The sequence below is a fragment of the Pontibacter sp. SGAir0037 genome (assembly GCF_005491705.1).
Classification (GTDB): domain Bacteria; phylum Bacteroidota; class Bacteroidia; order Cytophagales; family Hymenobacteraceae; genus Pontibacter.
This window is the reverse complement of sequence record NZ_CP028092.1, coordinates 2,758,104-2,783,589: the sequence shown is the minus strand read 5'-3', so window position 1 is coordinate 2,783,589 and position 25,486 is coordinate 2,758,104. Positions and strand designations below refer to the sequence as shown.

At 45.2% G+C, this 25,486-nt stretch carries 20 protein-coding genes; 8 read left to right on the top strand and 12 right to left on the bottom strand.

Going from position 1 to position 25,486, the window contains the following annotated elements:
- Positions 1-4 precede the first annotated feature (4 nt).
- Positions 5-691 carry a succinate dehydrogenase cytochrome b subunit gene (locus tag C1N53_RS11275; protein ID WP_137759406.1) on the bottom strand — a complete coding sequence of 229 codons (687 nt, stop codon included), beginning with the start codon at positions 689-691 and terminating at the stop codon, positions 5-7.
- 221 nt (positions 692-912) lie between these two features.
- Here C1N53_RS11275 and C1N53_RS11270 point away from each other — a divergent pair, with 221 nt between their 5' ends.
- The 3 genes from C1N53_RS11270 to fabD all read left to right on the top strand — a co-directional run bounded on the left by C1N53_RS11270 (position 913) and on the right by fabD (position 5,417).
- Complete coding sequence (locus C1N53_RS11270) at positions 913-3,675, top strand: gliding motility-associated C-terminal domain-containing protein (RefSeq protein WP_240773196.1); 2,763 nt, start codon at positions 913-915, stop codon at positions 3,673-3,675.
- The gene (locus C1N53_RS11265; RefSeq protein ID WP_240773195.1) at positions 3,654-4,109 is read left to right on the top strand and encodes a thiol-disulfide oxidoreductase DCC family protein; all 456 of its coding nucleotides are present in this window, start codon (positions 3,654-3,656) and stop codon (positions 4,107-4,109) included. The genes C1N53_RS11270 and C1N53_RS11265 overlap by 22 nt, the downstream gene beginning before the upstream one ends.
- Positions 4,110-4,538: 429 nt before the next feature.
- The gene (fabD, locus tag C1N53_RS11260; protein WP_137759405.1) at positions 4,539-5,417 is read left to right on the top strand and encodes an ACP S-malonyltransferase; all 879 of its coding nucleotides are present in this window, start codon (positions 4,539-4,541) and stop codon (positions 5,415-5,417) included.
- Positions 5,418-5,502: 85 nt separating this feature from the next.
- Here the strand turns inward: fabD and folK are convergent, their stop codons facing one another.
- Both folK and C1N53_RS11250 read right to left on the bottom strand, forming a co-directional pair.
- Positions 5,503-5,982 carry a 2-amino-4-hydroxy-6-hydroxymethyldihydropteridine diphosphokinase gene (folK, locus tag C1N53_RS11255; protein ID WP_137759404.1) on the bottom strand — a complete coding sequence of 160 codons (480 nt, stop codon included), beginning with the start codon at positions 5,980-5,982 and terminating at the stop codon, positions 5,503-5,505.
- Positions 5,975-6,832, bottom strand: coding sequence for a S9 family peptidase (locus C1N53_RS11250; protein ID WP_137759403.1), 858 nt, complete (start codon positions 6,830-6,832; stop codon positions 5,975-5,977). The genes folK and C1N53_RS11250 overlap by 8 nt, the downstream gene beginning before the upstream one ends.
- Positions 6,833-7,015: 183 nt before the next feature.
- Between C1N53_RS11250 and C1N53_RS11245 the strand changes: the two genes are divergently transcribed.
- On the top strand, positions 7,016-7,993 hold the full coding sequence (locus C1N53_RS11245; RefSeq protein ID WP_137759402.1) for a polyprenyl synthetase family protein: 978 nt from the start codon (positions 7,016-7,018) through the stop codon (positions 7,991-7,993).
- A gap of 721 nt (positions 7,994-8,714) precedes the next feature.
- On the opposite strand, the gene C1N53_RS11240 is transcribed toward C1N53_RS11245, so the two are convergent.
- On the bottom strand, positions 8,715-9,977 hold the full coding sequence (locus C1N53_RS11240) for a TlpA disulfide reductase family protein (protein ID WP_137759401.1): 1,263 nt from the start codon (positions 9,975-9,977) through the stop codon (positions 8,715-8,717).
- A 169-nt stretch (positions 9,978-10,146) separates the two neighbouring features.
- Between C1N53_RS11240 and C1N53_RS11235 the strand changes: the two genes are divergently transcribed.
- Positions 10,147-12,426, top strand: a complete 2,280-nt coding sequence (locus tag C1N53_RS11235; protein ID WP_137759400.1) for an aconitate hydratase — start codon at positions 10,147-10,149, stop codon at positions 12,424-12,426.
- Positions 12,427-12,504: 78 nt separating this feature from the next.
- Here C1N53_RS11235 and C1N53_RS11230 read toward each other — a convergent pair whose 3' ends face one another.
- Entirely contained in the window at positions 12,505-15,831 is a 3,327-nt protein-coding gene (locus tag C1N53_RS11230; protein WP_240773194.1) for a S8 family serine peptidase, read from the bottom strand.
- Between the two features lie 183 nt (positions 15,832-16,014).
- On the opposite strand from C1N53_RS11230, the gene paaN reads away from it, so the two are divergent.
- Complete coding sequence (gene paaN, locus C1N53_RS11225; RefSeq protein ID WP_137759399.1) at positions 16,015-17,688, top strand: phenylacetic acid degradation protein PaaN; 1,674 nt, start codon at positions 16,015-16,017, stop codon at positions 17,686-17,688.
- A 111-nt stretch (positions 17,689-17,799) separates the two neighbouring features.
- On the opposite strand, the gene C1N53_RS11220 is transcribed toward paaN, so the two are convergent.
- Positions 17,800-18,096 carry a hypothetical protein gene (locus C1N53_RS11220; protein ID WP_137759398.1) on the bottom strand — a complete coding sequence of 99 codons (297 nt, stop codon included), beginning with the start codon at positions 18,094-18,096 and terminating at the stop codon, positions 17,800-17,802.
- Positions 18,097-18,551: 455 nt separating this feature from the next.
- On the opposite strand from C1N53_RS11220, the gene C1N53_RS11215 reads away from it, so the two are divergent.
- Entirely contained in the window at positions 18,552-18,992 is a 441-nt protein-coding gene (locus C1N53_RS11215; protein ID WP_137759397.1) for a response regulator, read from the top strand.
- A gap of 65 nt (positions 18,993-19,057) precedes the next feature.
- Here C1N53_RS11215 and C1N53_RS11210 read toward each other — a convergent pair whose 3' ends face one another.
- Genes C1N53_RS11210 through C1N53_RS11190 form a run of 5 tightly spaced genes read right to left on the bottom strand, consistent with a single transcriptional unit; the run spans position 19,058 to position 23,141 of the window.
- A complete protein-coding gene (locus tag C1N53_RS11210; protein ID WP_137759396.1) occupies positions 19,058-20,410 on the bottom strand; it encodes a sensor histidine kinase in 1,353 nt (450 codons plus the stop codon).
- An 8-nt stretch (positions 20,411-20,418) separates the two neighbouring features.
- A complete protein-coding gene (locus tag C1N53_RS11205; protein WP_137759395.1) occupies positions 20,419-21,459 on the bottom strand; it encodes an ATP-binding protein in 1,041 nt (346 codons plus the stop codon).
- Positions 21,449-21,862 carry an anti-sigma regulatory factor gene (locus C1N53_RS11200; RefSeq protein WP_206077568.1) on the bottom strand — a complete coding sequence of 138 codons (414 nt, stop codon included), beginning with the start codon at positions 21,860-21,862 and terminating at the stop codon, positions 21,449-21,451. Before C1N53_RS11200 ends, C1N53_RS11205 begins: the two co-directional genes overlap by 11 nt.
- A complete protein-coding gene (locus tag C1N53_RS11195; RefSeq protein ID WP_137759394.1) occupies positions 21,846-22,262 on the bottom strand; it encodes an STAS domain-containing protein in 417 nt (138 codons plus the stop codon). Before C1N53_RS11195 ends, C1N53_RS11200 begins: the two co-directional genes overlap by 17 nt.
- Positions 22,263-22,265: 3 nt before the next feature.
- The gene (locus tag C1N53_RS11190; RefSeq protein WP_137759393.1) at positions 22,266-23,141 is read right to left on the bottom strand and encodes an STAS domain-containing protein; all 876 of its coding nucleotides are present in this window, start codon (positions 23,139-23,141) and stop codon (positions 22,266-22,268) included.
- 302 nt (positions 23,142-23,443) lie between these two features.
- Here C1N53_RS11190 and C1N53_RS11185 point away from each other — a divergent pair, with 302 nt between their 5' ends.
- Positions 23,444-23,986, top strand: a complete 543-nt coding sequence (locus C1N53_RS11185) for a DUF4136 domain-containing protein (RefSeq protein WP_137759392.1) — start codon at positions 23,444-23,446, stop codon at positions 23,984-23,986.
- Here C1N53_RS11185 and cobA read toward each other — a convergent pair.
- Positions 23,983-24,726, bottom strand: a complete 744-nt coding sequence (gene cobA, locus C1N53_RS11180; RefSeq protein WP_137759391.1) for a uroporphyrinogen-III C-methyltransferase — start codon at positions 24,724-24,726, stop codon at positions 23,983-23,985. The genes C1N53_RS11185 and cobA overlap by 4 nt on opposite strands.
- Positions 24,727-25,486: the final 760 nt, after the last annotated feature.

The window sequence follows — 25,486 nt, the reverse complement described above, 5'->3', positions numbered from 1 at the left end:
CAACTTAGTTAATACCAGTGAAAAAGAAATACAATGGAATGATTGCAAAGCCAAGGCAAACCAAAACTGAAAACGCATAACCGAACGCCTGGATGAACGGAGTGTATTTCTTATGATCAAGACCCAGAGTCTGGAAGGCACTCTGGAAGCCATGGATAAGGTGATAGGCCAGGGCAACCATCGATATCACATAGATGGCTACATACCACCAGATCTGGAATGACTGAACAACTTTCAGGTACAGGTTGTCATACTCCACATCTTCAATTACAACTCCCTCCAGGCCACCGAAGCGGGCAGGTACAAAGAAATTCCAAAGGTGTATGATCAGGAATACAAGAATCACGGTACCCAACAAACCCATGTTGCGGGAAGACCAAGTACTGTTTTCCTGAGGGCGCTTTTCAGCATAATCTATCGGGCGTGCAGCTTTGTTACGGCGGGTAAGAGCAATGGCATCGTAAATGTGGAATACAAACCCTAGAACCAGGACAACTTCCATAATTCTGATGATAAAACTATGCGCCATAAAGTCTGAATAAACGTTAAAGGCTATACCTCCATCGTTCTTAAACAGCTGCAGGTTCCCAATTAAATGGACAACCAGGAAAGAGCACAGAAAAAGGCCTGTGACCGACATAACTATTTTCCGTCCAACGGTACTGGAAAAAGTTTTAGTAAACCAATTCATCTGTATCAGTTAAAGTTTAAATTAGTAAGCTTTTTTTTACGCCCAAAGGTACATTCGGAGCGTATAGAAAACAATTTTAATATTATATTTTGAATCAATCTAAATTGCCCTGCGTAGGACTAGGAGCCTTACCTATAACCGATAATACCAGTGTTTGTTGATAATAATATGACGAAAAATTAGTTAATATTATACCTTTGTTCCAGCCAAACCCTATCTATATGCCAAATAGTTTACCTCTAAAGTATCTGTTACCTGGTAGTTTATTGTGTTTGTTGATAGTATTGTCGGGTTGTTTTATAAGCGCACAAGCTACTCACATTCGTGGCGGAGAAATTACTGCCGAACGGGACCCTGCTAACCCGCGGCACTTTTACTTTACCATGAACATCTACCGTAACTCTATGGTAGATGCCCAGGATCCTGTTGCAACTATTTATATGGGGGACGGCAATTCAGTTACGATTGACCGTACCGCTTTGATAACCAGTCCTGATTTTCCGGCAACCCAGGTACAGGTTTTCAAGTGGGAACATACCTATGGCGCCAGTGGCGAATACAAGGTGTTCTGGATAGGAGTGAACCGGGATGATCAGATTCTCAACATAGCCCCTCCGTCGTCTCAGGTTTCCTTTTACATCTCCACAACCATTGTTATAAATCCTTTCAGGCCGAACAGTACGCCTGTTTTTGAAGTGCCTCCGTTGGATCTTGCAGCCGTTGGCCAGCGATTTGTGCATAACCCCGGTGCCTACGATCCGGATGGCGATAGCCTGGTTTTTAAACTGCGTGTGCCACAACGTACGATTGGAAATAATACCACACCGCGTGATGTGCCGGGTTATTCACTTCCTCATTTAACCTTCACGGGTGGCAATTGCCAGACGGCTGATAATTCAGGGCCTGCAACACTAACATTAGACCCCCGAACGGGCCAGTTAACCTGGGATTCTCCCTGCCGGCAAGGGGAATATAGTATAGCCTTTGTGGTAGAAGAATGGCGGGTATCCAGCAATGGTGCCGCAGTAAAAATGGGAGAGATTGTGCGCGATATGCAGATACTGGTAAGGGAGACTCCGAACAGGCCTCCTGTCCTAACTCCGAAAGATACATGTGTGGTAGCCGGAACAACTATCAATACTACCATCCGGGCAACAGATCCTGACAACCATTCTATCCTTTTGACAGCTTTGGGTGGTATTTTGCCTCCTGCCACCTTTACGCCAGCTACCAACAACCCCGGCCTGGCTACAGGCAAGTTCAGCTGGAGTACAGCCTGTTCTGATGTAAGGGCATTGCCGTACCAGGTTATTTTCAGGGCAGTAGACAGGCCTGCCGGTAATAATCCTGTTCCGCTTACAGATTTGCAGCCCTATAATATTACTGTTGTGGGGCCTCCTCCGCAAAACCTGAGTGCGACCGCCGACGACAGGAACGTGGTGCTGAACTGGGATTCCTATATTTGCCAGAATGCTGCCACCATCAGAATTTACAGGCGCGAAGGCCCCAGCGGTTATGTGCCCGGGCCCTGCCAGACTGGTGTTCCACCTGAAACAGGCTACGTTTTAATTGGAGAGGTCGACAGAGCCCAAACCACCTATACCGACACTAATAATGGACAGGGGCTGACTCCTGGTGTAAATTACTGCTATATCATTTATGCTGAGTTTCCTGGTCCGGGAAGAGGCCAGAGTATAGCTTCTAATGAAGCCTGTATTGCGCTGGAACAGGATATCCCGTATATGACACATGTTACGGTGGATGCAACCAGTGCAACGGCCGGCCAGATAACTGTTAAATGGACGCAACCAACTGAAGTCGGAAGTCTAACGGCTCCTTTCCGTTATCGTTTATCCAGAAAAGTAGGGCAAGGTATTGAAGGTGGCAATACTTATACACAAGTATATACTACTACTAATTTAGCCGATACCGTTTTTACTGACAATAACATCAATACCCAGGATAATGCCTACCGCTACCGTTTAGAGTTTTTCCACTCGGGTAATACTGGAGCCGCAACCGTGCTTCAGGATAGTACTTCTGCATCCAGTGTACGCTTATCCGGCGAACCTGCTGCCGATGGTAGTGCGGCCATTTCGTTGAACTGGACGTATAGGGTGCCCTGGAAAAATGAGGTGCTCACACACAGGGTATACAGGCGTATTAATAATGCTTTCGTGTTGATTGCGGAAGACGTAAGTGCAACGTCCACCAGCGGAACATTTACCGACCCGGGCACCTTTGATGGAGGCACAGGTTTAGCGCGTGGCGAGGAATATTGTTACTATGTTGTAACCCAGGGAACTTACGACCAGGAGGGGCTGCCGGAGCCATTGCTCAACAGCAGCCAGCAAATCTGTGTATTGTTGCCGCAGGTCGTTTGTCCGCCTGAATTATCCATTGTCGCGCTTGATTGCGAAGCCTTCCTGGCAAACCCGACACCTCCTCCGTATCAGAACGTGCTGAACTGGACGCCTAACATTACAGGTGATTGTACTGCTGATATTGCCTTCTATTCGGTTTACTTCAGAGGGCCAGGTCAGACAGAGTATACCAAAATTGGCGAAACGACAGAAACTACCTATACACACCGTAACCTTGAGTCGTTTGCCGGATGTTATGTTGTAACGGCTACCGATGCTGCAGGCAACGAGAGTGCTTACAGCAACGAGGAATGCAACGACAATTGTATCTCTTTCATGCTGCCGAACATCATTACCCCGAACGGCGATAATAAGAACGACATCTTCCGCCCAGATGACAGAAGCCTGTTTATCCGGTCTATGAGTTTTGCGGTATTTAACCGTTGGGGTGTCAAAGTGTTTGAAACCAACGATCCTCAGATTAACTGGGCGGGTACCGATACAAAAGGCAACCGCTTAAACGATGGTACCTATTATTATGAAGCTAATGTGGAGTTCTATACAATAGATCCTTCCAAAGAAAGAGCGAAATATAAAGGATGGGTGGAGATAGTAAGATAAGTACATATGAACTGGCACAACTGCAGGATAAGCTAATCGTTTTTTACGATGGCACCTGCGGCTTTTGCCAGGCCAGTGTGCAATTCATACTAAAGTATAACAACAAGCAGAATATTCTGTTTGCAACTTTGCAATCAGGCCTGGCAGAGGCGCTGGTACCACAGCAACAGTTACCGCAGCCCTTGCCAGACTCTATGCTGTTCTATGAAAGCGGCCGTTTATTCATGGAATCAGAAGCCGCCCTTCGTATTGCCAAATACCTCAACTTTCCACTTTCCTGGGGGTACTATTTCAGAATTATTCCCCTGTTCATCCGGAATGCCGCTTACAGGTTTATTGCCCGTAACCGCTATCGTATAGCAGGCCGGAGAGAAGCTTGTCTGTTGCCTTCTCCGAAAGAACGTATGCGGTTTCTGAATGTACAGCTTTACTAGCTATGCTCGTGTTTCTCTGAATGGCTGCATGAGAAATAGTGGCCTAACTGCCTTTATACCTTCTTTTTGATAAATACATTTTTGTTAGAGTATTAGTGAAAGCACCAGTTTGGCTGCTATAGGAGCATCTCTGTGCGTTGTTTTTACAGCGCTCGATATGCTAGCGTGAATAGCGCAAATAAGCTGGCTGGTATAGATTTTACTGCTAAGCCTGGTGTAAAAATCTGTAAATTTTAAAAGGGGCATGGCAATTTCAATGCATTGACAGGCGACATAAAGAACTTCGTGCGCTTGAAAGATACTGTTTGGCAAATATTTTTAAGTAATTTTGCCCAGGTTTATCTTTTAAAGCGGGTTATCAATCCCCTAACTGATTATACCCTTTGTATCTAATTTATTAACGAAATCATACATTTATAATACGTTTTTATGAAGGCATATATTTTTCCTGGCCAGGGATCTCAGTTTGTAGGTATGGGCAAAGAACTTTATGAGCAGCATGAGGAAGCCCGAAAGCTGTTTGATAAGGCAAATGAGATACTGGGTTTTTCGATCACAGACATTATGTTTAATGGAACTGAAGAAGAACTGAAGCAAACGAAAGTTACCCAGCCAGCTATTTTTCTGCATTCGGTAGCACAGGCAGCAGTGGCTGCAGATTTTAAACCTGATATGGTGGCAGGCCATTCTTTGGGAGAGTTCTCTGCCTTGGTTGCCAGTAAAGTACTGAGTTTTGAGGATGCTTTACGACTGGTTTCCAAAAGAGCACTGGCCATGCAGGCTGCCTGTGAAGCAAACCCTTCTACCATGGCTGCCATTCTTGGTTTAGACGATGAGAAGGTAGAGCAGGTATGTGCCGAAGTAGAAGGAGAGGTAGTAGTAGCCGCCAACTATAACTGCCCTGGCCAATTGGTCATTTCTGGTTCGAATAGAGGAATAGAAATAGCCTGCGAGAAAATGAAGGAAGCCGGTGCAAAACGTGCCTTGCCTTTACCGGTAGGGGGCGCCTTTCACTCTCCGCTTATGAAGCCAGCCGAAGAAGAACTGGCAAAAGCTATCCAGGAAACTACTTTCAGCCAGGGAATTTGCCCGGTATACCAGAACGTAGATGCCAGACCGCACACCGATCCGGAAGAAATTAAACTAAACCTGATTCAGCAGCTTACTGCGCCTGTACGTTGGACCCAGTCGGTGCAGCAGATGATAGCCGACGGCGCTACGCATTTTGTAGAATGTGGTCCAGGTAAAGTATTGCAGGGCCTGGTGAAGAAGATCGAACGTACTGCTGAAGTTAGTTCTGCTGTATAAGGGGGTACTCTTGCCGAAGCTTGGAGCAGGTTCTTTCCGGCAGGAAGGAACCTGTTTTGTTTAAGTGCCTGCCTCCGGGCTATTCTTACAGAATCCTTACCTCCAGCTCATCAGGGCATTCCTCTAATAGCTGCTGAACAGTTTTACCTAAAACCGGATGCAGGTATTCCGGGGCAATCTCAGCTAAAGGCTTTAATGTAAACCTACGGTTGTGTAGTTGCGGGTGCGGAATTGTTAACCGTTGGGTTTGCTGCACCAGGGTATCATAAAACAGGATGTCTATGTCTATAACGCGCGAACCCCAGTGTTCCTGCCTCACACGCCCAAGCTCCAGTTCGATGGTATTGATGTTATTCAGCACTTGCTCCGGTGTTAGCGCTGTTTGCAGTTCCAGCACCTGGTTCAGAAAGGCTGGCTGATCTGTTTTACCCCAGGCTGCTGTTTCATAAACAGAGGAGCTGCACTGTAAAACACCTACTTGAGAACGCAGGCTTTCGCGTGCCTGCTCTAAGTACAAGGTGCGGTTTCCGAGGTTGCCGCCCAGTAATAAGAATAGCTTAGGCATGTTTTCTGAAGAATGATATAGTCAGGTTGGCTGCCTGCTGTGCCGCGGCAGGTAAAGTGCTTTCGTGATAAGGGTGCATGCCACCGAACGAGTGGTTGGTATCGGGCAAGATATGAAGTTCAGCATCCGGCTTCCTTTTTTTCAGATCATGTGCCATCAGCAAAGGTACTGTTTCATCTACATCGCCATGTAAAATAAGCATAGGCTGCCGCAGGTTTTTAACCAATTCCGGTATGTGCAGGCGATGCTTGTTGGCATTATAGTTTTCTACAATCTGGTAGTATAGCGGCATCTGCTGGCCGGTCCGGGCATTAGGTATCCACTGCACGCCTTCCTTTTCCCATTGTTCCATTACTTCAGGCGACCACCTCTGATCAAAATCGCTTACAGAAGCCCAGGTAGCAATGGCTTTAACTCTTTTATCTTCAACGGCTTTTAAAATAACAGAACCGCCGCCGCGGCTATGGCCAATCAGGTACAGGCGGTCCAGGTTTATTTCCTGTAGCGGAAGGGGCGTATCTCCTGTGTGCAGGTTATCCAGAAGCGAGCCCAAGTCATCCAGTTCCAGGCAAAAGTTGTTCCGTCCAAATGCTTCCAGATCGTGCATGTCGGAGCAATCTGCTACACTGGTGCCATTGTGCGAAAAGTTCAACTTAATAAATACAAAGCCCTGCCCGGCAAAATACGACGATAGCAGGTTAAAGTGCCCCCAGTCTTTAAAGCCTTTGAACCCATGCACAAACACCACAACAGGTTTCGGTGTATGGTCGGGTATATAGCTCGCATCGGCAGTAAAACCTCTTCCGTGTGCCGGGTATACAACAAAGTTAACTTTGGTTATTTCGGGCATAGCGTTGCTCTTCTTAAGATTTGTGAAATGAGTATAGCAGCAAAGTAGGTGGCAAGTTACTAATTATACTGTGCCAGGAGATGCTATTAACTAGTTTTGTGGAAATCCTGCTAATTAAACGGCAATTTGCGCCACTCAGTTTGGAAACCATTTCTTAGCATTGTAATATTGCGCACTTAACACATGAGCATCAGCCTAGACGATATACAAGCGCCTATTGCGCAGGAAATGGAACTGTTTGAGAAGAAATTCCGGACTTCGATGAAGTCTAAGGTACTGCTTCTTGACAGGATAATGAGTTACATTGTAAAGCGCAAAGGCAAGCAGATGCGTCCGATGTTCGTGTTCTTCATTGCCAAGCTTTTCAAAGATAACATCGGGGAGGCCACCTATCGGGGCGCTGCTCTGGTAGAGTTGCTGCATACAGCAACGCTTGTGCATGATGATGTGGTTGATGATGCAAACTACCGTCGTGGGTTTTTCTCTGTTAATGCCCTCTGGAAAAATAAAATAGCTGTTTTGGTTGGCGATTACCTGCTGTCCAAAGGCTTGTTGCTGTCGCTGCAGAACGATGATTTTGAGATCTTGAAAATCATGTCGAATGCGGTACGGGAAATGAGCGAAGGGGAACTGCTGCAGATGGAGAAAGCCCGTCGTTTAGATATAACAGAAGAAGTATACTTCGATATCATCAGACAGAAAACAGCATCTTTAATAGCATCCTGCTGTGCCGTGGGAGCTGCGTCGGCCGGTGCTTCAGCCGACGATATCGAGAAAGCCCGCTTGTTCGGTGAAAAAGTAGGCCTTGCCTTCCAGATAAAAGATGATTTGTTCGACTATGGTACAGCCGAAATAGGCAAGCCTGTCGGAATAGATATCAAAGAAAAGAAGATGACGCTGCCTTTGATTTTTGCTCTTAGCAAAGCTGACTGGCTTACTAAGAGGCGCGTTATATATAACGTGAAAAACAACAATGGCAATAACAAGCGCGTGCAGGAGGTAATCGACTATGTTAAGAAATCCGGCGGTATCGAATATACCGTTCAGGCGATGAACAGATTCTATGCCGAAGCACTCGCCATTTTGAGTACCTTTCCTGCTTCACCCTCGCGTACCTCTCTCGAGCAACTGATAGCCTATACTATCGAAAGGGAAAAATAAGCCGAATTCAACTTTTACACCTACAGCTAACTTCCTGATTCAAATACCTGCTTCCCCTAAAGCAGGTCATTTTGGTGCCTGCTGCTGTGGCCATACGCTGCTTCTTAGAAATATCACTTAGGTGTCAGATTAAAACTGCTTGCCGATTTGCAATTTTCTCCCATTACCTCAACCTTATAAGTGTAGTGGCAGGCGGTAGATATGTTACTTTCAATGCTTTTTGACATCGGGTTTAGGGATAAACATGATGTTGTAACAGTTGTTTTTGTTGTTATAGAAATAGTTAATTGGATGATCTGTGGCTATTGTGGAAATAGCATAAATGCCGGCTTCTGATTTTACATGTTACTTTTGAACCCACTCTTTCCTTTTTTTATGGCAAGATGTGCTGTATTCTTGTATCATTCAAAAGAACCAGTACACGACAAGAGCATAAACCAGCATAATTGCTTAACAGAGAAATGGACGTTTTTAAAAAACAACTGGAAAAAGGTTTGCTGCAGGTGGTAACTCTTATGCTAACATTGCTACAATTAGCATGTTTAAAAGATCCTGATTTTATTGGGCCTGACAACAAAAAACAAAGCTGGCTGCGATGGCAGCAAAGCGCTTTTAAATACTGAGAATACCCATATACTCCAAGCTATACAAACAAACAAAAAACGGGCACTATCCAAATTTTCGGTAGTGCCCGTTGGTATTAACAGGGGAGTGTAACAGATCAGCTTTCTGCCAGAAGCTGTTGCATCGTGGCATTAAAATCGGCTACCCATTCTTCATAATACTTTCCTGTTCCCGGCCCGGAGAAACCTGTATGAATTTTTCTGACTTTACCTTGCCTGTCAATAAAGATGGTTGTTGGGAAAGACATAACACGGTTCAGGGCGGGTAAGGCCTGCGATGCGGCTTCTTTATCGGCTATACCCGCTACCAGCAAATCATACTGAATGTCGAAGCGGCTTTTCATCTTTTGCAGGCGGGCTGCAGCTTTTTCAAATTCAGGACTACGTTCGAAACCCAGGCCTATAATTTCTAAGCCTTTGTTGTGGTTTTGTTTGTAATAAGGTGCCAAGAAAGCTGTTTCGTCCATGCAGTTAGGGCACCAGGAGCCAAGTAACTGTACCAGCACTACCTTTCCCTTGTACTTCGGGTCCTGCAGCGAAACCTGCTTCCCTTCCAGGTCAGGAAAAGAAAATGTAAGAGATTCATACCCTTCTTTCAGAAAGGTCAGGCTATCAGCGTTGGCCAGGGCCGCATCTTCGTTGCGTCTTGCTTTCCAGGTTTCGTGTCCTGTTAACCCGGAAATAAATTCGCCCTGTATGCTGTCTGCACTAACAGCTGAAGCGGTGAATAACCAGGCGTGGTTGCCGTCGAAGGTAGACACCTTTAAATTGTTACCCGAAACTTCTCCTTCCAGGTAACGGTAGTCGCCGGTAGTGGTTAAAAAGGTGCCGGTAACGTAGTTCTTTTTTTGTTCAAATATACCTACAGCCTCGGTCGTGGCGCCCTCTGCATCGGTAAACATAACTTCCCATTTGCCGCTGTAGTCGTAGCTGGCTGCTGCCGGGCTTTCTGAAAACCGCATTTTCTTGCCATGTTCTGCGGTAAACGGAATAGAATAAGGTTCAGGAGTATCGTTCTTCACAAAACGCCCGGCCATTTTATCGCCGTCTGCTTTAGCAATCAGGTCGGCATCGAATATGTGCAGGCCGATTTTTACAGAATCATTTTGCTGTGTAACATCGTTCAGCAGAATACGCTCCTCTGCATTTAGAAGGTATAAAACCTGTTTTCCTGCAGAATCAGCGGCTTCCAGGATAAAAGGAATTTCCTGCCCCTGGGCATGCAGCACAACGCGCCAGGAACCATGTTTTATAGCATTTTCGGATGAAGTTGTGGAGGTACAGGCACTTATAAGCAGCACAATGGCAAAACTTAAGAACAAAAAAGCTCTTACCCCTGTATTTACATGTATGTGTTTCATACAGCAAAAATATACTATACTTCTGTAATTACCGAAAACCCTATAGGTAAGATCGGAATAAAGATTATAACGCGCATTCGTTTGCACGATTATTATTCAATTTATAGGATACTTTGTATATTTGTGAACTTCATATTGAAGCAATTAAAAAACTAAGAATAGCAAAACTATGGCATTTGATTTAGAAATGATCAAGGCAGTTTATGCCGGTATGGCTGAGCGGGTTTCTGCTGCCCGTAATGCAGTAGGCAGACCGCTTACCCTGACAGAAAAGATTCTTTACTCGCACCTTTACAACGGGAATGCTGAGCAGGGTTTCGAGCGTGGTAAATCTTACGTAGATTTCGCTCCGGACAGGGTAGCTATGCAGGACGCTACGGCACAGATGGCCTTGCTTCAGTTCATGCAAGCAGGTAAACCTACTGTAGCTGTTCCGTCAACAGTGCATTGCGATCACTTGATCCAGGCAAGAGTTGGGGCTGACCAGGATTTACAGGAGGCTTATGATGAGAACAAAGAGGTTTATGACTTCCTTGCTTCTGTTTCAAACAAATACGGTATTGGTTTCTGGAAGCCGGGTGCTGGTATTATTCACCAGGTAGTGTTGGAAAACTATGCTTTTCCGGGTGGTATGATGATCGGTACTGATTCGCATACGCCGAATGCCGGTGGTTTGGGTATGGTAGCCATTGGTGTTGGTGGTGCAGACGCTGTAGATGTAATGGCAGGTATGGCCTGGGAGCTTAAATTCCCGAAAGTAATCGGTGTAAAACTAACTGGTAAAATGAGCGGTTGGACTGCACCAAAAGATGTGATTTTAAAGGTAGCAGGTATTTTAACTGTTAAAGGTGGTACAGGTGCCATCGTGGAATATTTTGGTGAAGGTGCTGAATCCATGTCTTGTACTGGTAAGGCAACTATCTGTAACATGGGAGCTGAAATTGGTGCCACTACTTCTGTTTTCTCTTATGATGACAGTATGCGCACTTACCTGAGAGGCACTAACCGTGACGAAGTGGTAGAGCTGGCTGACGCTGTAGCGGAACACTTACGTGCGGATGATGAAGTACTGGCGGATCCTGCTTCTTATTATGACCAGTTAATTGAAATTGATCTGTCTACTCTGGAGCCTCACGTAAATGGTCCTTTCACGCCTGATGCGGCCTGGCCAATATCTCAGTTTGCTGCTGTTGTAAAAGAGCACAACTGGCCTGCTAAACTAGAGGTTGGTCTGATAGGTTCCTGTACAAACTCTTCTTATGAAGATATCACCCGTTCAGCTTCAATTGCAGAACAGGCTATTAAGAAGAACTTGATTGCCAAAGCAGAATTTACGATTACGCCTGGTTCTGAGCTGGTGCGTTATACAACAGCCCGTGACGGGTTATTAGATACGTTCGCACAAATGGGTGGTGTTGTACTAGCCAATGCCTGTGGTCCGTGTATCGGGCAGTGGGCACGCCATACTGACGATCCTACACGCAAAAATTCAATCATTACTTCGTTTAACCGTAACTTTGCCAAGCGTAACGATGGTAATCCTAATACGCATGCGTTTGTGGCTTCACCTGAAATTGTAACCGCATTCGCCATTGCAGGTGATCTTACCTTTAACCCTCTTACCGATACGCTTACAAACGAGAACGGAGAGGCTGTAAAGTTAGACGAGCCCAGAGGTCTTGAAATGCCGCCACAAGGTTATGCCGTAGAAGATGCCGGCTATACGGCTCCGGCAGAAGACGGAAGTGCTGTAGAGGTTATAGTAGATCCTAAGTCTGACCGCCTGCAGTTGCTGGAAGGCTTTAAGCCTTGGGAAGGTACAGACCTGAAAGGACTGAAGCTTCTGATCAAAGCGCAAGGAAAGTGTACAACAGACCATATTTCTATGGCTGGTCCTTGGTTGAAATACCGTGGCCACCTGGACAACATCTCCAATAACATGTTGATCGGTGCGATTAATGCTTTCAATGGCGAAGCGAACAACGTGTATAACGATATGACCCGTGGTTATGATACAGTACCAGCAACTGCCCGTACATACAAAGCGGCTGGTATCGGAACTGTTGTAGTAGGCGACGAAAACTATGGTGAAGGTTCTTCCCGTGAGCATGCTGCCATGGAGCCTCGCCATTTAGGTGTTCGTGCGGTTATTGTGAAATCTTTTGCACGTATTCACGAAACTAACCTGAAGAAGCAGGGAATGCTGGCACTAACGTTTGTTAACAAGGCAGATTATGATTTGATAGAAGAAAACGATTCTATTGATATAGTTGGTCTGGAGAGCTTTGCACCAGGTGAGCCATTGAAAGTTGTTCTGAACCACAGCGATGGTTCTATAGATTCTTTCCTGGTGAACCATACTTACAACGAAGGACAGATTGAGTGGTTTAAAGCTGGTTCAGCTCTTAACCTGATTCGTTTACAGCAGAAAGAGCAGCAAACTGCATAAGCAGCTGTTGCTTTAACATAAAAAGGAAAGGCCTCACCAGATGGTGAGGCCTTTCCTTTTTATGTGCTTTTTTTTAACTTACTGCTTTAGCAATACCAGCTTCTTGGTTATGCTTACTCTGTTGTAGGTAATCCGGGCAAAATAAACTCCCTCTGCCATACCTGTCATATCCATAAACAGTTCTTGTTCACCAGCCTTCTGAAGCACAGCTTTACTGCTTCTGCCTACCATATCTGTTACTATGATTTCTGGTACAGCTATAGCGGCAGTCGTTAATTCAGGCAATATTATTTTAATGATGCCTGTACTTGGGTTAGGGTACAGCCTGATTTGCCCGTCAAGCGCTTCGGCGGTTGCATTGGGGCTTGGAGCAAGAATTGTAATTGTTTTGCTGCTGGTTTCCGAGCAACCAAAACGATCTGTTACCTGTAGCGTTACCTTATATTCGCCTGTCTGCGTGTAGGTATGGGTGGGCTGTTCTTCTGTTGATGCTACACCGTCTCCGAATTGCCAGAACCATGTTTTGCCGTCCTGGCTTTGGTTGTTAAACACTACTTCGCGTCCCTGGCGAAGTTGATCAGGAGTTACAGAAAATTCGGCAACAGGTCCGGTGGCCACTGTATACCGGGAAGGAGTTAAACTGCTTTCAAACAGCGAATCTATATTGCTTACATATACAAGCACTTGTTCCTGCAGTTGCGGTATTGTGTAGCTTGCTCCTGTTGCCAGTAAAGTCTCTTTGGCCTTATCAGCATAAAAATTAAAGTTACTGCCACCTGCCGGAGAAAGCACAACACGAGAATCGAGGCAGAGGGTGTCTTTTACAGCAAGGGGAGCCGGGCCGGATTTGATTTTAAAGTACTGGTTTTGGGCTGCCTGTGCATGAACTTTAAGTTTATCAAGATTATCAGCGGCCAGAACTGCAAAAGCCACAATTTTAGTTTGGCCTGGGGCAAGGTTCTTAAACGAGCTACCTACTACATGCGACACATCGTTGCCATTGCCAGCAGAGCCTGCCTGTTTGCGGGCAATTCCGTTTGCCAGTGTATTATACTTTTCCTGTGCGCTAAATCCGTCAATTACGTTAATGCCGGCAGTTCCCTGGTTGTTGGCATTATCTATGGCATAGTAAGAAGGCGAATCATGGGTAAGCAATTTTATGCCGCTAAATGGTTGCGCCTGGTTCTTACTGTAAATGTAGCCCAGGTTCAGGTTTTCAGTCCAGTCGGCAGTGTTGGCGTTAGCGTTGCCAATATCCCAGTCGGCATAGAGCCCTGCATAAACATTTTTAAGTGTGTCCGGGGTGGCATTTTTCAGAAAGTATTCTAAAATGATAAAGTCCTGGTTTTCATTGCTGGTCCAGGCAAAGGCTTTATGCTTGATCTCTAAGCCAACAACAGTCGGATCAGGATATTTATCCTTCATCACGCCGCGTACTTCCTGGTCGGCTAGTTTCCGGCTATAGTCCATTTTAGCCTGCGTTACTGTTCTGAAATCATTATCGAGCCTTTGGGTGCTGTTATAGATATTATCACTTACACGAGTTGGTTCAGAAGCTACCATGAGGCCGCCTGTGTAAAGCAAAGAATTACTCCCCTTGTATTTAACACCAATTCCCTGAGATGTATTTAAGCCATTGTAACCAAAGTTCCCTTTGTTGTTTACTGTAACCTGTAGCTTGCCTGTGTTCAGGGTAATATAATCCGGGTTTACAGTAAACCGGATGTACTGGAAGTCCTGGTAGCTTCCATCCGTAAACGAAAGCCGGAAATTTACTTCATGGTTGGCAGGTGTTAGCGGAGAGAGGATAAAACGGAAAGGTTTAAGGTTGTTGTTCGCTGTAATGAGAGTACCCATTGCTCCCAATGCGGCCTCATTCTGTAAAAACGTAACAAAAGGAGAGGGAGAGGATATGTTTACAAGCAGGTTTTCTACAGGAGCCAGGAAATTGGTGAAATTCACCTGCAGCAATATCGTATCGCCAATCTGCGCGATTCTATCATCCTGTATGGCATAGGAAGTGCTTCTGACAGACTTGACATTGTTTTCCTTCAGTGCCCGCTTCACATTAAGGCGGCCTTTACCGAGCATGTCCAGGTAAGGTTGGTTGCCCGCCAGGTGATAAATGTTATCAGCAGTTGCCCTAACCCGTTCTATTGCCTGGAGAGCAGTTAGTTGCGGATATTTTGATCGGACTAAGCCTACAGCTCCGGCTACCATGGGTGCTGCAAATGAACTTCCCCAGCCATCTTTGTAAGCATTATTGCTGCTGGCGGTGGTGGTACGAACAGCAATACTGGGAGCAGAAATGTCGATCAGATAATTATAGGAGTATTCTGTATACCTGACGTCGCTGCGATTTGTTCCGCCCACAGCCAGCACATTTTCGTAGGCAGCAGGATATAAAATCATGTTTGCATCTGTGTTGCCGGCAGCGGCAACTACAGCGGCATCCTTAACAAGAACCGCATAATTTATGATGTCCTGCTCATATTGAGAGTAGGTATTGCCACCCCAGGAGATATTTATTACTTTGCAGCCTTTGTCAGCGGCATATACAATGGCATCAAAACCGGCAAACCCCCCGGTTTCCGAGGAGCTGAATACTTTTAATGGCATAAATTTGAGGTTGTAGCCTACACCAGCTATACCAAGTGCATTGTTACTGGCTGCCGCCGCCACGCCTGCTACGTTGGTGCCGTGGTCCGGGTACATCGGGTTTGTAGTTACATCGTTGTCGCCGTCGGCAAAATCCCAGCCCCAGTAGTTATCCACCAGTCCATCGCCGTCGTCATCTATGCCGTCTATAGGGTCTGCATAGTTCCGTTTTACTTTAGTTTTAAGATCTTCGTGCGTTAATCGGAAGTTGGTGTCTAATATGCCGATCACTACACCTGTATCGCCCTTTTCTACGGCCCAGCCCTCATAAGCCTGAATCAGTTTTAAATAATACTGTGTGGTTCTGAGAGAATCAGAAAGCGGATCGTTGGGCTGGTGTAAAGGTTTTCTGATGTAAAGCGGCTCCACATATTCTACCTGCCCCGTTGAAAGCAGTGCCTTCCGGACCTCTGCAAAGCTCTGGCTTGAATTATATTGTAATTCATAAATAGAGGAGAGGTCGCCTTTTAAGCTTTTTCTGGCGGCCGGAGCAGTTGCCCCGGGAAATTTCTGTTTTATATTTCGGGCTCCTACCTGCTTGTGTACTGTAGAAATGCTTGGTCTCAAAGCAGGTGAAATTCTGGCTTCGGTGGCTTCTGTGGTTTTAAGCTTATAAACTACTGTAAAGGGAACAGTAGCCTGCCCGGCTTCTGCAGCTGGTGATTGCCCGAAAAGTTGGATAAAACTACCAAGGAAGAGCAGGCCGCTGGCAAAGATGCGCATGAGCACAGGCTGAAGATTATCCATACTGGTATAGTAATTTTTTGAGATTTAGTCTAATTGTGGTTGCGGCACTTCTGCTGAGTATGAACCTATTGAATTCAAAGGTAAAGACAATAAAAATAACCTGTAGCGGTAACTTTCATAATTTTTTGTATCTTCCCTCAGAATGCAATGCTTTTATAGGAATCATCACAAAAAGAAGTAACTATGAATTTGAATTTAATTGATAAGTACCAGGATACCCTGCATAAAGCGATAACGGCGCTTCATAAAAGAACATTTTTTGCATATTACCCGGAAAACCCGTCTTCGGAAATATACGGCGAAAATGCCGACCAAGAAGGAAGGGAAAAGTATAAAACCTTTTTGAATAACAGGTTTGAAGAGCTGCTGCAACAAGAGCCGGTTAAATGGGTAGGGCAGGAGGAGTCGCCATACGAACAACAGCCATTAGGTGTTAAATATCCTTATTTTGAAATTGAAACTCTTATAAACCGTGCTGAAGAAGCTTTTCATCAGTGGCGTAAAGTAAGTGCTTCCGACAGAGCAGCACTGCTGGTGGAGTCGCTTGAGCATGTTAGGAGTCGTTTCTTTGAAATTGCCTATGCCACCATGCACACCACTGGTCAGGCATATATGATGTCGTTTCAGGCTTCCGGACCGCATGCGGCAGACAGGGCCCTCGAAGCTGTGGCGGCAGGTTACGAAGAGTTAGGCCGCTTTCCGGAAGCTACAGAGTGGGAAAAGCCGATGGGGAAGTATAACCTGAAGCTGAACAAAAGCTGGAAGGCGGTTCCGAAAGGCGTGGCTCTTGTGATTGGGTGCGCTACCTTTCCTACCTGGAACACAGTGCCGGGTATGTTTGCCAGCCTGGTTACAGGTAATCCGGTTATCATTAAGCCTCACCCGAAGGCTGTTTTGCCTATTGCTATTGTAATTGCCGAAGTACAAAAAGTTTTGGCTGCTCATGGCCTGAACCCTTCCATCTGCCAGCTGGCGGTAGATGCAGATGATCACTTGATCACAAAAGAGCTGGCGGAACATACAAAAGTAAAGCTGATTGATTATACTGGAAGTACAGAGTTTGGCAACTATATTGAAAGCCTAAAAGGTAAAACGGTATTTACAGAAAAAACCGGCGTTAATTCCATCATACTGGATTCGATGCCTGACCTGGATAAGGTGCTACAGAACCTGGCTTTTTCACTTACCTTATACTCCGGGCAAATGTGCACGGCCCCGCAGAATTTCTTTGTGCCTGAAACCGGCGTGCAGGTTGGAGGGGAAACAGTGCCTTATGAGCAGGTGGTTCAGAAATTAGCCGATGCCGTAACAGGTCTGGTCAATAATCCCAAGGCTGGTCCGCACATACTGGGAGCCATACAAAACCCGGCAACAACAGAACGAGTGAAAGGAGCAGCCTCTGTAAAAGGGAAAGAAATACTAAGTAGCTGCGACTTCAGCAACCCGATATTTGCCAATGCCCGCACCTGCACACCTGTTATTTACGAGGTAGATGCCACTGAGAAAGAGAGCTATAGCCGTGAATTGTTTGGCCCGATTGCGCTTATCATTAAAACCAAAGATACTAATCAGTCTATAGAGATAGCAAAGGAGATGGCCCTAAACTACGGCGCAATTTCTTGCGGCGCCTATACCACTGATGCGGATGTGAAAGAAAAGATAATGGATGAAATGGGCTTAGCGGCAACACCGGTAAGCTTTAACCTGACCGGCGGACTCTACGTGAACCAGAATGCCAGTTTCTCCGATTTTCATGTGACAGGTGGTAACCCTGCCGGGAATGCTTCTTTCACAAACCCCGAATTCGTGATCAAACGCTTTACCTGGGTTGGCTTCAGAGAGCCGGTAGGGAGCTAAGTAGAAAGGTCCAAGATAGCAAAGTAAAGAGGCTGTTCTGAGATTCAGAACAGCCTCTTTACTTTGCTGCTGCAGCCTTAGTGCTTCTATGGAGCATATCCCAAGTCAGCCTTAACCTCTTAGCTTGTCTGCGTCGCGGTGAAGGTCGTCGAGGCCGCTTTGTAAGTTTTGCCAGCCGCTGTTGTCTTCGCCGCTGGTGCCAAGTTTATTTGCGATGAGGCCTCTTTTTTGTTCAAGGGCAGCTATGTGCTCATGAAACGTATGATGAGAATCGGCCGTTGTAGCGTTTACCTTAGCTTTTAAGGTTTTAATTTTGCTATCCAGCTCATCTAAGCTCTTTTGAATCTCTTCTCTTGTCAGATGATTCGGAGCACGCATGTTTTCGGGTTTTAGGTGATATGTATCCATTGTTTAAGTCTTATATCTGTATAGTGAGATAAAATTTCTGTTTTAAGAATAGATACTGTAAAAAGCAGAAAAAAGATGTAGGAGGTACGGCATGAAGTGTCTTATGCCTTGGTAAAGAATGTTATAACAGAATATGGATATGAGAAAACAGGCTACTGCATGAATCTATGTAAGTGCTTAAAAGAAATAAAATAGCCTGATATAAATACTGATATTGCCTTCCTGATTTCGCACATTATATTTTGTTTTATATCTTGTAGCTTGAACCGGATACTTTCATTAAAATATTTTATCTCTGAAGCTCCGGAAGCAGGTACGGAATTTTTAATATATTAATATTCAATATCTTAATTAAACTGTGGAACGCAAAGTTTGAACTTTGCGTTTTGTAAGCACTATTTGGGTAAGTTATAATGATGTTATAACTCTTAATTATAAACTGGTACACAACTTGTATGAATGAGCAGACTACGCAGCTTGACTTGGTATTATTAGTAGACGATGATGAAACTACTAATTACCTGAACAAGCGACTTCTGAATGAGATGAAGGTTGCTAAAGAAATAATGGCCTTAAAGAACGGGCAGGAGGCGATTGAGTACCTGGATAAGGCATACAATACCGATGGCGACCCGGCGTTTAAGCGCCCGGATCTTATTTTCCTGGATATAAAAATGCCTGTTATGGATGGCTTCTCATTTCTGGATGAGTATCATAAGCGTGGGCTTGATGCTGCAGATCATGTGATCATCTTAATGCTTACTTCTTCAGCCAGTTTTTATGATCTGCAGCGGCTTAAAAACTACAAGAAGGTAAGAAAGCACTATTCCAAAGCGCTTACAAAACATGACATACGAGAAATTATGGCAGAGTATTTTAAAAGAGTAAGCAACTGATTTGCCTCAGAAATCTCAAGAATAAAAAAGGAGAGCCTGTTACTAAACCAGCAGGCTCTCCTTTTTTATTCTTCTTTTACGATCTCATCGGCAGGCCAGGTAAAGATAAACTTGGAACCACGCCCTTCAGACTCTACCCAGATACGGCCTTCTTTTTCTTTGATGATTTTATGCACAATGGATAGCCCCAGCCCTGTGCTGTCAGAACGGTTGCTGCTTTGCCCCAGCGTTTCATATTTCATAAATATGGCCTCCTGGTGCACGGGAGCTATACCTGGTCCGTTATCTGTTACGCTAAACTGAAGTACATCTCCGAGTTCTTCATAGTGTATTTCAATGCTGGCATCCTGTGGCTTGTCGTGGTATTTAACAGCATTGCCGATCAGGTTGCTGAATACCTGGTACAAGTATATCTCCTGGGAATAAAGCAGTGGCAGGCGTTGCGGAACCAACAGTTTAAAGGAAGAAGGCACATTCAGCGATTCGATAACCTGATGCAAGAGTACCTGCAGGTCGATGATTTGCTTGCTCAGGTTGTGATGGCCTGCTAACGAATAAGCCAGTATGCCTGTTATCAGACGATCCATTTTAGTAGTCTGGTCACGCAGGAGAGGGAAGACAGAGTTAGCGTCTTCCATATCGTTGGCTTCCAGGCATGCCTCCAGCACTACCGTCAGGGCATTTATATTCTGGAGAGGTGCGCGCAGGTCGTGCGAAACCGTATGTGCAAAAGAATCGAGGTCCTCGTTTATTTTTAACAACTGCTGGTTTTTTCTATCGCGCTCTTCCAACAGCTGGCTTATTTCCTGGTTCGAAAGCTGCAGCTGGCCGTTCAGGCGGCGAATTTCCTGGAGTTGTTGTTCTGCCTCCAGGTTGCGCAGGCGCAGTTGCTCCAGTAACTCGAGCAGGTGCATATTCTGCCGCTTTATTTCGGCATAAGGGGAGATGTCTTCTTCGTTATCGAACTCGCTGGCCCACCTGTCTATGGTTGCTTTGGAAATAGTATAGGCCTGGTTCGGCAGCCTTTTCCGAAGTGTAACGCGGGTACCTTTGTCAAACTCGCTGGTTACATGAAAATAGTCTACCAGCTTTTTAGAGTTAATGAGTCCGGTCCCCTTACCGGAAGAATTAAAACCTGTATGGTTCAGCAGGCTGTCTACGTTACCGATGCCGCGCCCCCGGTCGCTCACAAGGGCTTCTAAAAAGTTATAGCCATCCTCTTCGTGTATACCGAATTGTATGCTGCCATTGCCAACATGTTCTACCACATTGCGGCATATCTCAGAAACAGCAGTCGCAAATTTTGTCTGGTTAGCCAGTGCAATACCCACCCGCTCCGATAACTGCATAGCTCTCTTATAGGCCAGCACCACATCGAGTTCATTCGTTATATTGATTTTAGATATTATGCGCTGCATTTGCTCTGCTATAATTTTGCCTTGCAAACCAAGACTAACGTATCGTCGGTATGGCGGCTGTTGTCTTTATACAATACGGCGGCAATGATACTGGCATGGTGGCGGTGCAGGCCCGGGTATTTACCTAAATCCCAGCGCGACTTCAAGCCATCTGAATGTACAATCAACAACTTGTTGCGTCCCCAGTCCAGTTGTTGATTATGCAATGATGTAGGAATATTGTGGCCTATAATGCCATTATAAGAAATTATATTTTTATAGCTGCCACCCATTGTACCCCCATCCGCAGAAAAAAGTTTTCCGGCTATGTTTCCAACGCCACAATACGTAATGTGCTGTGCTTTGCCTGTAATATGGGCTGCAAAGCCAACAGCTCCGCGGGTTTTTCTGATAGCATCATGTATGGTACGCAACGATTCAGCCGGGTTTTGACTGGGGGCTTTGCAGAAAGTCTCAACGGCTTGCTGGGCAGCGGCATGGGCTTGTTCGCCATGGCCGAGGCCATCCAGTGCTAGCATAAATAAATCTGTACCTTTGGTAACAATGGCAAAGCCGTCACCACAATCTACTTCCTGTGGTTTAGGCACCATTACAGAGCCGATCTCAAACCTTGTGATGGATTGAACAGGAGTAACAGCAGGCTTGTTCTTGTATATACGGGAAAGTATAACTGTGCCGATGCCTGTATGGGAATAGATGTCAAATTCATCCGACTGCCGCTTTATGGCTCCCAGACCTTCTCCGGCAGAGCCATACGTAGAAACGCCATCCTGCATCATACGGTGCAGGTCACCTATGCCGGGGCCATTGTCGTAGCAGATAATTTCTATGCCTTTTACAGGTTTGCCTATCGCCTTTACCAGAATTTCTCCGCCTGAAGGGGAATGTTTAGCCAGGTTAGAAGCCATTTCGGCCACAATAATATTTACCCGGCCTACCAGGTTTGGCGACAGGCCATAACTCTCGGCAAGCCGGGTAATATCACGTTTTGCCAGACTTGAGAAGCTCCTGTCCGGTATAGAAAATCGGTTATGGTGGTTAACGTCCATGCTTCCAATGAATAATGGAAACAGTAGTTCCTTCTCCAACTTTGCTTTTAATGTCAAACTCATTCACAAGCCTTTTAGTGCCAGGTAAACCCAGCCCCAGGCTTTTTCCGGTGGAGAAACCGTCGCGCATGGCAGCCTGAATATCAGCAATACCAGGGCCTTCGTCAATAAAAGTTAAACGAACGCCTCTCTGTGCGTTTTTGCTGATAATTTCTAAAACGACCTTTCCTCCATTGGCGTATTTGAGCATGTTACGAACCAGTTCGCTTGCAGCAGTAATAAGCTTTGTTTGGTTTACAAGGCTCATTCCTATTTTTGTGCTGAATTCACGGACTCTGTTCCGAAAGAGAACTACATCCTGCTCCCGCACAATCTGCATTATGTCTTTACTCAGTACTATCATCCGCGTCTCCTTCTTCTTCGTCTTCTTTTGCGGAGAAGGTATCGAGGTCGATTTTAGTATACAATAGCTCCATTCCTTTTTCTACGTTAAGGGCGGTATATACCCCCTGTAGCGTCAGGCCCAGTTCTACCAGTGTAATGGCTACAGCAGGCTGCATTCCTACAACAACAGTCTCTGCATCCATAATACGAGACATCGAGGCAATATTGCCCAAAATGCGGCCCATAAATGAATCCACAATGCTTACAGCAGAAATATCTATCAGCACTCCCCTTGCACCCGTTTTGCTCACCATTGTTATCAGGTCGTTTTCCAGGTTCAGGGCAAGCCTGTCGTAAAGATCAACCTGTATGGTGACTAGCAGGAAGGGGCCCATCTTTAGAATAGGTATCCTTTCCATGTATTATCCGATTATTTTAAATTTATTTGATCTGTCGCTTCCGCGCTTTACTTCCAGGTTTAGCATACTGAAAGCAAGCTGCAGTGCGCTGGCCAGGGAGGCTTTTGTTTTGATATTGGATAGGTCTATACCTAAATGCACAATGGTCTGCGCAATTTCAGCTCGAATACCGCTAATGATACATTCAGCACCCATCAGGCGGGTAGCACTTACAGTTTTGATTAAATGCTGCGCAACCAGAGAGTCAACGGCCGGCACACCGGAAATATCCAGGATAGCGATGCTGCTGCCGGTGTTCACAATTTCCTGAAGGAGGTTCTCCATCACAATCTGTGTGCGGGCACTATCAAGGGTGCCGATAATAGGCAGGGCCAGTATACCATCCCACACCCGTATAACCGGCGTCGATATTTCGCTTATTTCATCTGTCTGGCGAAGAATAACTTCTTCGCGGCCTTTGATAAACGTTTCAAATGTAATAATGCTTAATTGATCCAGTAGCTTGTGGATACGCATTATCTCTGTATAGAGCACTACTGGCTGGTCTTTTAATTCAGCTTCCAGCACATCGCTCAATGCCTGCTTCAGACCAAGCACATATAAGCCAGTCTCACGCGGACTAAAACCTTGTCGGGCACGGGTAACAGACAAGTCGCTCAGAATATCAGTTACCTGTTCGAAATCGGAAGTATAGATATCCTCAAAATTTCCTTTACTGATGGCACGAAGCAGGCCGTTTAGCAGCTCTTCAGACTGTTCCTGCAGCTCATCATTCGACATAAGGTCGTCTCGAAGAGTAGCATCGTTCAGCTGGTTGCTTATCCATTTTTCAAGGATATTGTCCTTGTTTCGTAGTAAAATATCTATTATGTTATCCATGAGTTGGCCTAACGAGGCTTTTTAGAAAGATGTTTTTTCCTGAAATTAAAAATGCTTTAAATTCCACGTGAATTTAGCACAATTTGTACGAAGTGGAAAGTTTTGTACTAAGTGAATTCCAAATGCATGCTGATTTTGTCCTGTGTTATATATGTTTATAGATATTATCCTATATCCGGATAGTGCTGGTAATGTATGTTTTCCTGCCGATAAATAACACAAAACCACCCTGTGCGTAACCATAAATGCTAAAGCAGAAAGCTACCGGCTTTTTTCTAAATAGGATTAAATACGCTTTATAAATGAAAAATATAGCTATCATCTGGTGTTGCCTGCTTGCCTTGGTGGCACTAGCCTGTTCGCCTGTTACTATTCTGAACACAGAGGCATCCGAAAATTTTAGCCTGGGCAATTACCAGACATTTGGCTTTTATGAGGTAGATGCCAGTGGAGATGCCCTTGGAACAAATTATGGGCCTCAGCTGGAGTATCTAAAGCAGGAGATCAGCAGGCAGCTGGCAGCTCGGGGCCTTGCAGAAAATGCTACGGAACCGGATCTGCGTATAAATATAGGTGTCGTGGTGGCAGAAGAAGTGCAGACCCGGGAAACTAATCTTATTTCGGATCCGCCTACGTACATCGGGCAGCGCCGTTATACCTGGAGAAGCCGCGAGGTAGAAGTGGGGCGTTATCGGGAAGGAACCTTGTCGCTGCACCTGGTTGACCGGGAGCGTGAGGCACTGGTCTGGCAGGGAACCGCTGAAGCTGTAGTGCCAAAAGATCCTGAAGATATCCAGGCGCGTATCTCGAAAGGCGTGGAGAAGCTGATGAGCCGGATTCCTTAGCTTCTTGCTTCGCCCTGCGCTACGGCTATTACCCAGCCAATCATGATAATAGCAGGGTGAGTAAGCCCGTTTGTCTGTATCATTTCAGGTAAATCCTTTACCACACCTATAGCCGATTTGCGGTGTGGGAGCGAAGCATGCTGAATAATGGCCGCAGGTATATGTCCGTTGCCGGCTTCTATATACGTATAGGCAATTTCTGCCGCTTTTTTCATACCCATGTAAATAACCACCGTAGCATTGCTCTGCATTGCCAGGCGCAGATCATCTGAAAGTGAACCGTCTTTCTTAGTGCCTGTTAAAACCCAAATTCCTTCACTCACGGCGCGGTGTGTTAAAGGAATATCCTCAAATCCGCTTGCCTGCATGCTAGTAATGCCTGGTATATACTGCGTGTTGATGCCGTGTTCCCTGGCAAACAGTATTTCCTCGAATCCACGGCCAAAGATAAACGGGTCACCACCTTTCAGCCTTACTATTACACCTTTGGTTTGTGCCTTTTCTTTGATCAGCTCATGAATGGTTTCCTGTGGTGTGTAGGAGCCATAAGGATGTTTCCCGACATATACCTTCTCGCAGTCCTCGCGTGTCAGGTTTAGTAATTCTTTGTTGGCAAGGTTGTCGTACAGCACCACATCCGCCTGCTGCAAAACCTTGTATGCTTTTACCGTAATAAGTTCAGGATCGCCTGGTCCCGCTCCCACTACATAGAGGGTTGGGTTCGTTTTTTTGTCAGACATACTGCATAAATAGTTTATTAATTTTAAAAATAATACCTGCTCTGCTCTTTATTTACTCCCGGCTGCCTATTTGTGCTGGTTTACTGTTGCTTACAGACCAGCGTACAGTCTGTTGGCAGTTCATATTACATCGCTTCGCATACAAGAGCACAGAGGGCACAACCTAAAATGATAGCTCTGACTGCCGGCAGTGCAGTTGCTGACAATAACATATATTGTTCAGATTCCTTTCCCGTTCATTCTGCACATAAGCTATTAATGGGTTTTTGCCTGCACTTTTTTTCTGATATAAATTTTTCAAGCAGGAGCTAATAAGTTAAGAATATAAAAATTAGTTAAAAGCCAGTTCCAAGCATTTTTAACAGATAAAGTAAAATTACTTAAGTATGTGTTTGAAAAGCAACAGTTGAAATATATTTATAAAATAGTTAAGTGGGTATATGTTTTGATATCGAATTGATAATTAAATACGTAAAAAATTAACATACCCCCCTTGCTATTGTAGGGTGTGTCTATTATGTTTATGGTAAAATTAAGTAATAACCCCTGAAATATATAGGGGCATTACTTAAAATGATAATTTTAACATTAGGTATATATGCTGTTTAAAGTGCAAAAATGCCATAAGTAAATTAAGAGCCTTTAAGAGTGAGTGCATACTAACAGGTTTTGTATTGTTCGAAGAAAGCTAGGTTAAAGCAGGGTATATTGTAGTAGGTTCTGCTGGAGTTATTTAAAGAATAGATTAACATTAAGTATT

Excerpts from the sequence above, each read along its gene's own strand:
- C1N53_RS11275 (WP_137759406.1), bottom strand. The coding sequence starts at position 691 with ATGAATTGGTTTACTAAAACTTTTTCCAGTACCGTTGGACGGAAAATA.
- C1N53_RS11270 (WP_240773196.1), top strand. The coding sequence starts at position 913 with ATGCCAAATAGTTTACCTCTAAAGTATCTGTTACCTGGTAGTTTATTG.
- C1N53_RS11265 (WP_240773195.1), top strand. The coding sequence starts at position 3,654 with ATGGGTGGAGATAGTAAGATAAGTACATATGAACTGGCACAACTGCAG.
- fabD (WP_137759405.1), top strand. The coding sequence starts at position 4,539 with ATGAAGGCATATATTTTTCCTGGCCAGGGATCTCAGTTTGTAGGTATG.
- folK (WP_137759404.1), bottom strand. The coding sequence starts at position 5,982 with ATGCCTAAGCTATTCTTATTACTGGGCGGCAACCTCGGAAACCGCACC.
- C1N53_RS11250 (WP_137759403.1), bottom strand. The coding sequence starts at position 6,832 with ATGCCCGAAATAACCAAAGTTAACTTTGTTGTATACCCGGCACACGGA.
- C1N53_RS11245 (WP_137759402.1), top strand. The coding sequence starts at position 7,016 with ATGAGCATCAGCCTAGACGATATACAAGCGCCTATTGCGCAGGAAATG.
- C1N53_RS11240 (WP_137759401.1), bottom strand. The coding sequence starts at position 9,977 with ATGAAACACATACATGTAAATACAGGGGTAAGAGCTTTTTTGTTCTTA.
- C1N53_RS11235 (WP_137759400.1), top strand. The coding sequence starts at position 10,147 with ATGGCATTTGATTTAGAAATGATCAAGGCAGTTTATGCCGGTATGGCT.
- C1N53_RS11230 (WP_240773194.1), bottom strand. The coding sequence starts at position 15,831 with ATGGATAATCTTCAGCCTGTGCTCATGCGCATCTTTGCCAGCGGCCTG.
- paaN (WP_137759399.1), top strand. The coding sequence starts at position 16,015 with ATGAATTTGAATTTAATTGATAAGTACCAGGATACCCTGCATAAAGCG.
- C1N53_RS11220 (WP_137759398.1), bottom strand. The coding sequence starts at position 18,096 with ATGGATACATATCACCTAAAACCCGAAAACATGCGTGCTCCGAATCAT.
- C1N53_RS11215 (WP_137759397.1), top strand. The coding sequence starts at position 18,552 with ATGAATGAGCAGACTACGCAGCTTGACTTGGTATTATTAGTAGACGAT.
- C1N53_RS11210 (WP_137759396.1), bottom strand. The coding sequence starts at position 20,410 with ATGCAGCGCATAATATCTAAAATCAATATAACGAATGAACTCGATGTG.
- C1N53_RS11205 (WP_137759395.1), bottom strand. The coding sequence starts at position 21,459 with ATGGACGTTAACCACCATAACCGATTTTCTATACCGGACAGGAGCTTC.
- C1N53_RS11200 (WP_206077568.1), bottom strand. The coding sequence starts at position 21,862 with ATGATAGTACTGAGTAAAGACATAATGCAGATTGTGCGGGAGCAGGAT.
- C1N53_RS11195 (WP_137759394.1), bottom strand. The coding sequence starts at position 22,262 with ATGGAAAGGATACCTATTCTAAAGATGGGCCCCTTCCTGCTAGTCACC.
- C1N53_RS11190 (WP_137759393.1), bottom strand. The coding sequence starts at position 23,141 with ATGGATAACATAATAGATATTTTACTACGAAACAAGGACAATATCCTT.
- C1N53_RS11185 (WP_137759392.1), top strand. The coding sequence starts at position 23,444 with ATGAAAAATATAGCTATCATCTGGTGTTGCCTGCTTGCCTTGGTGGCA.
- cobA (WP_137759391.1), bottom strand. The coding sequence starts at position 24,726 with ATGTCTGACAAAAAAACGAACCCAACCCTCTATGTAGTGGGAGCGGGA.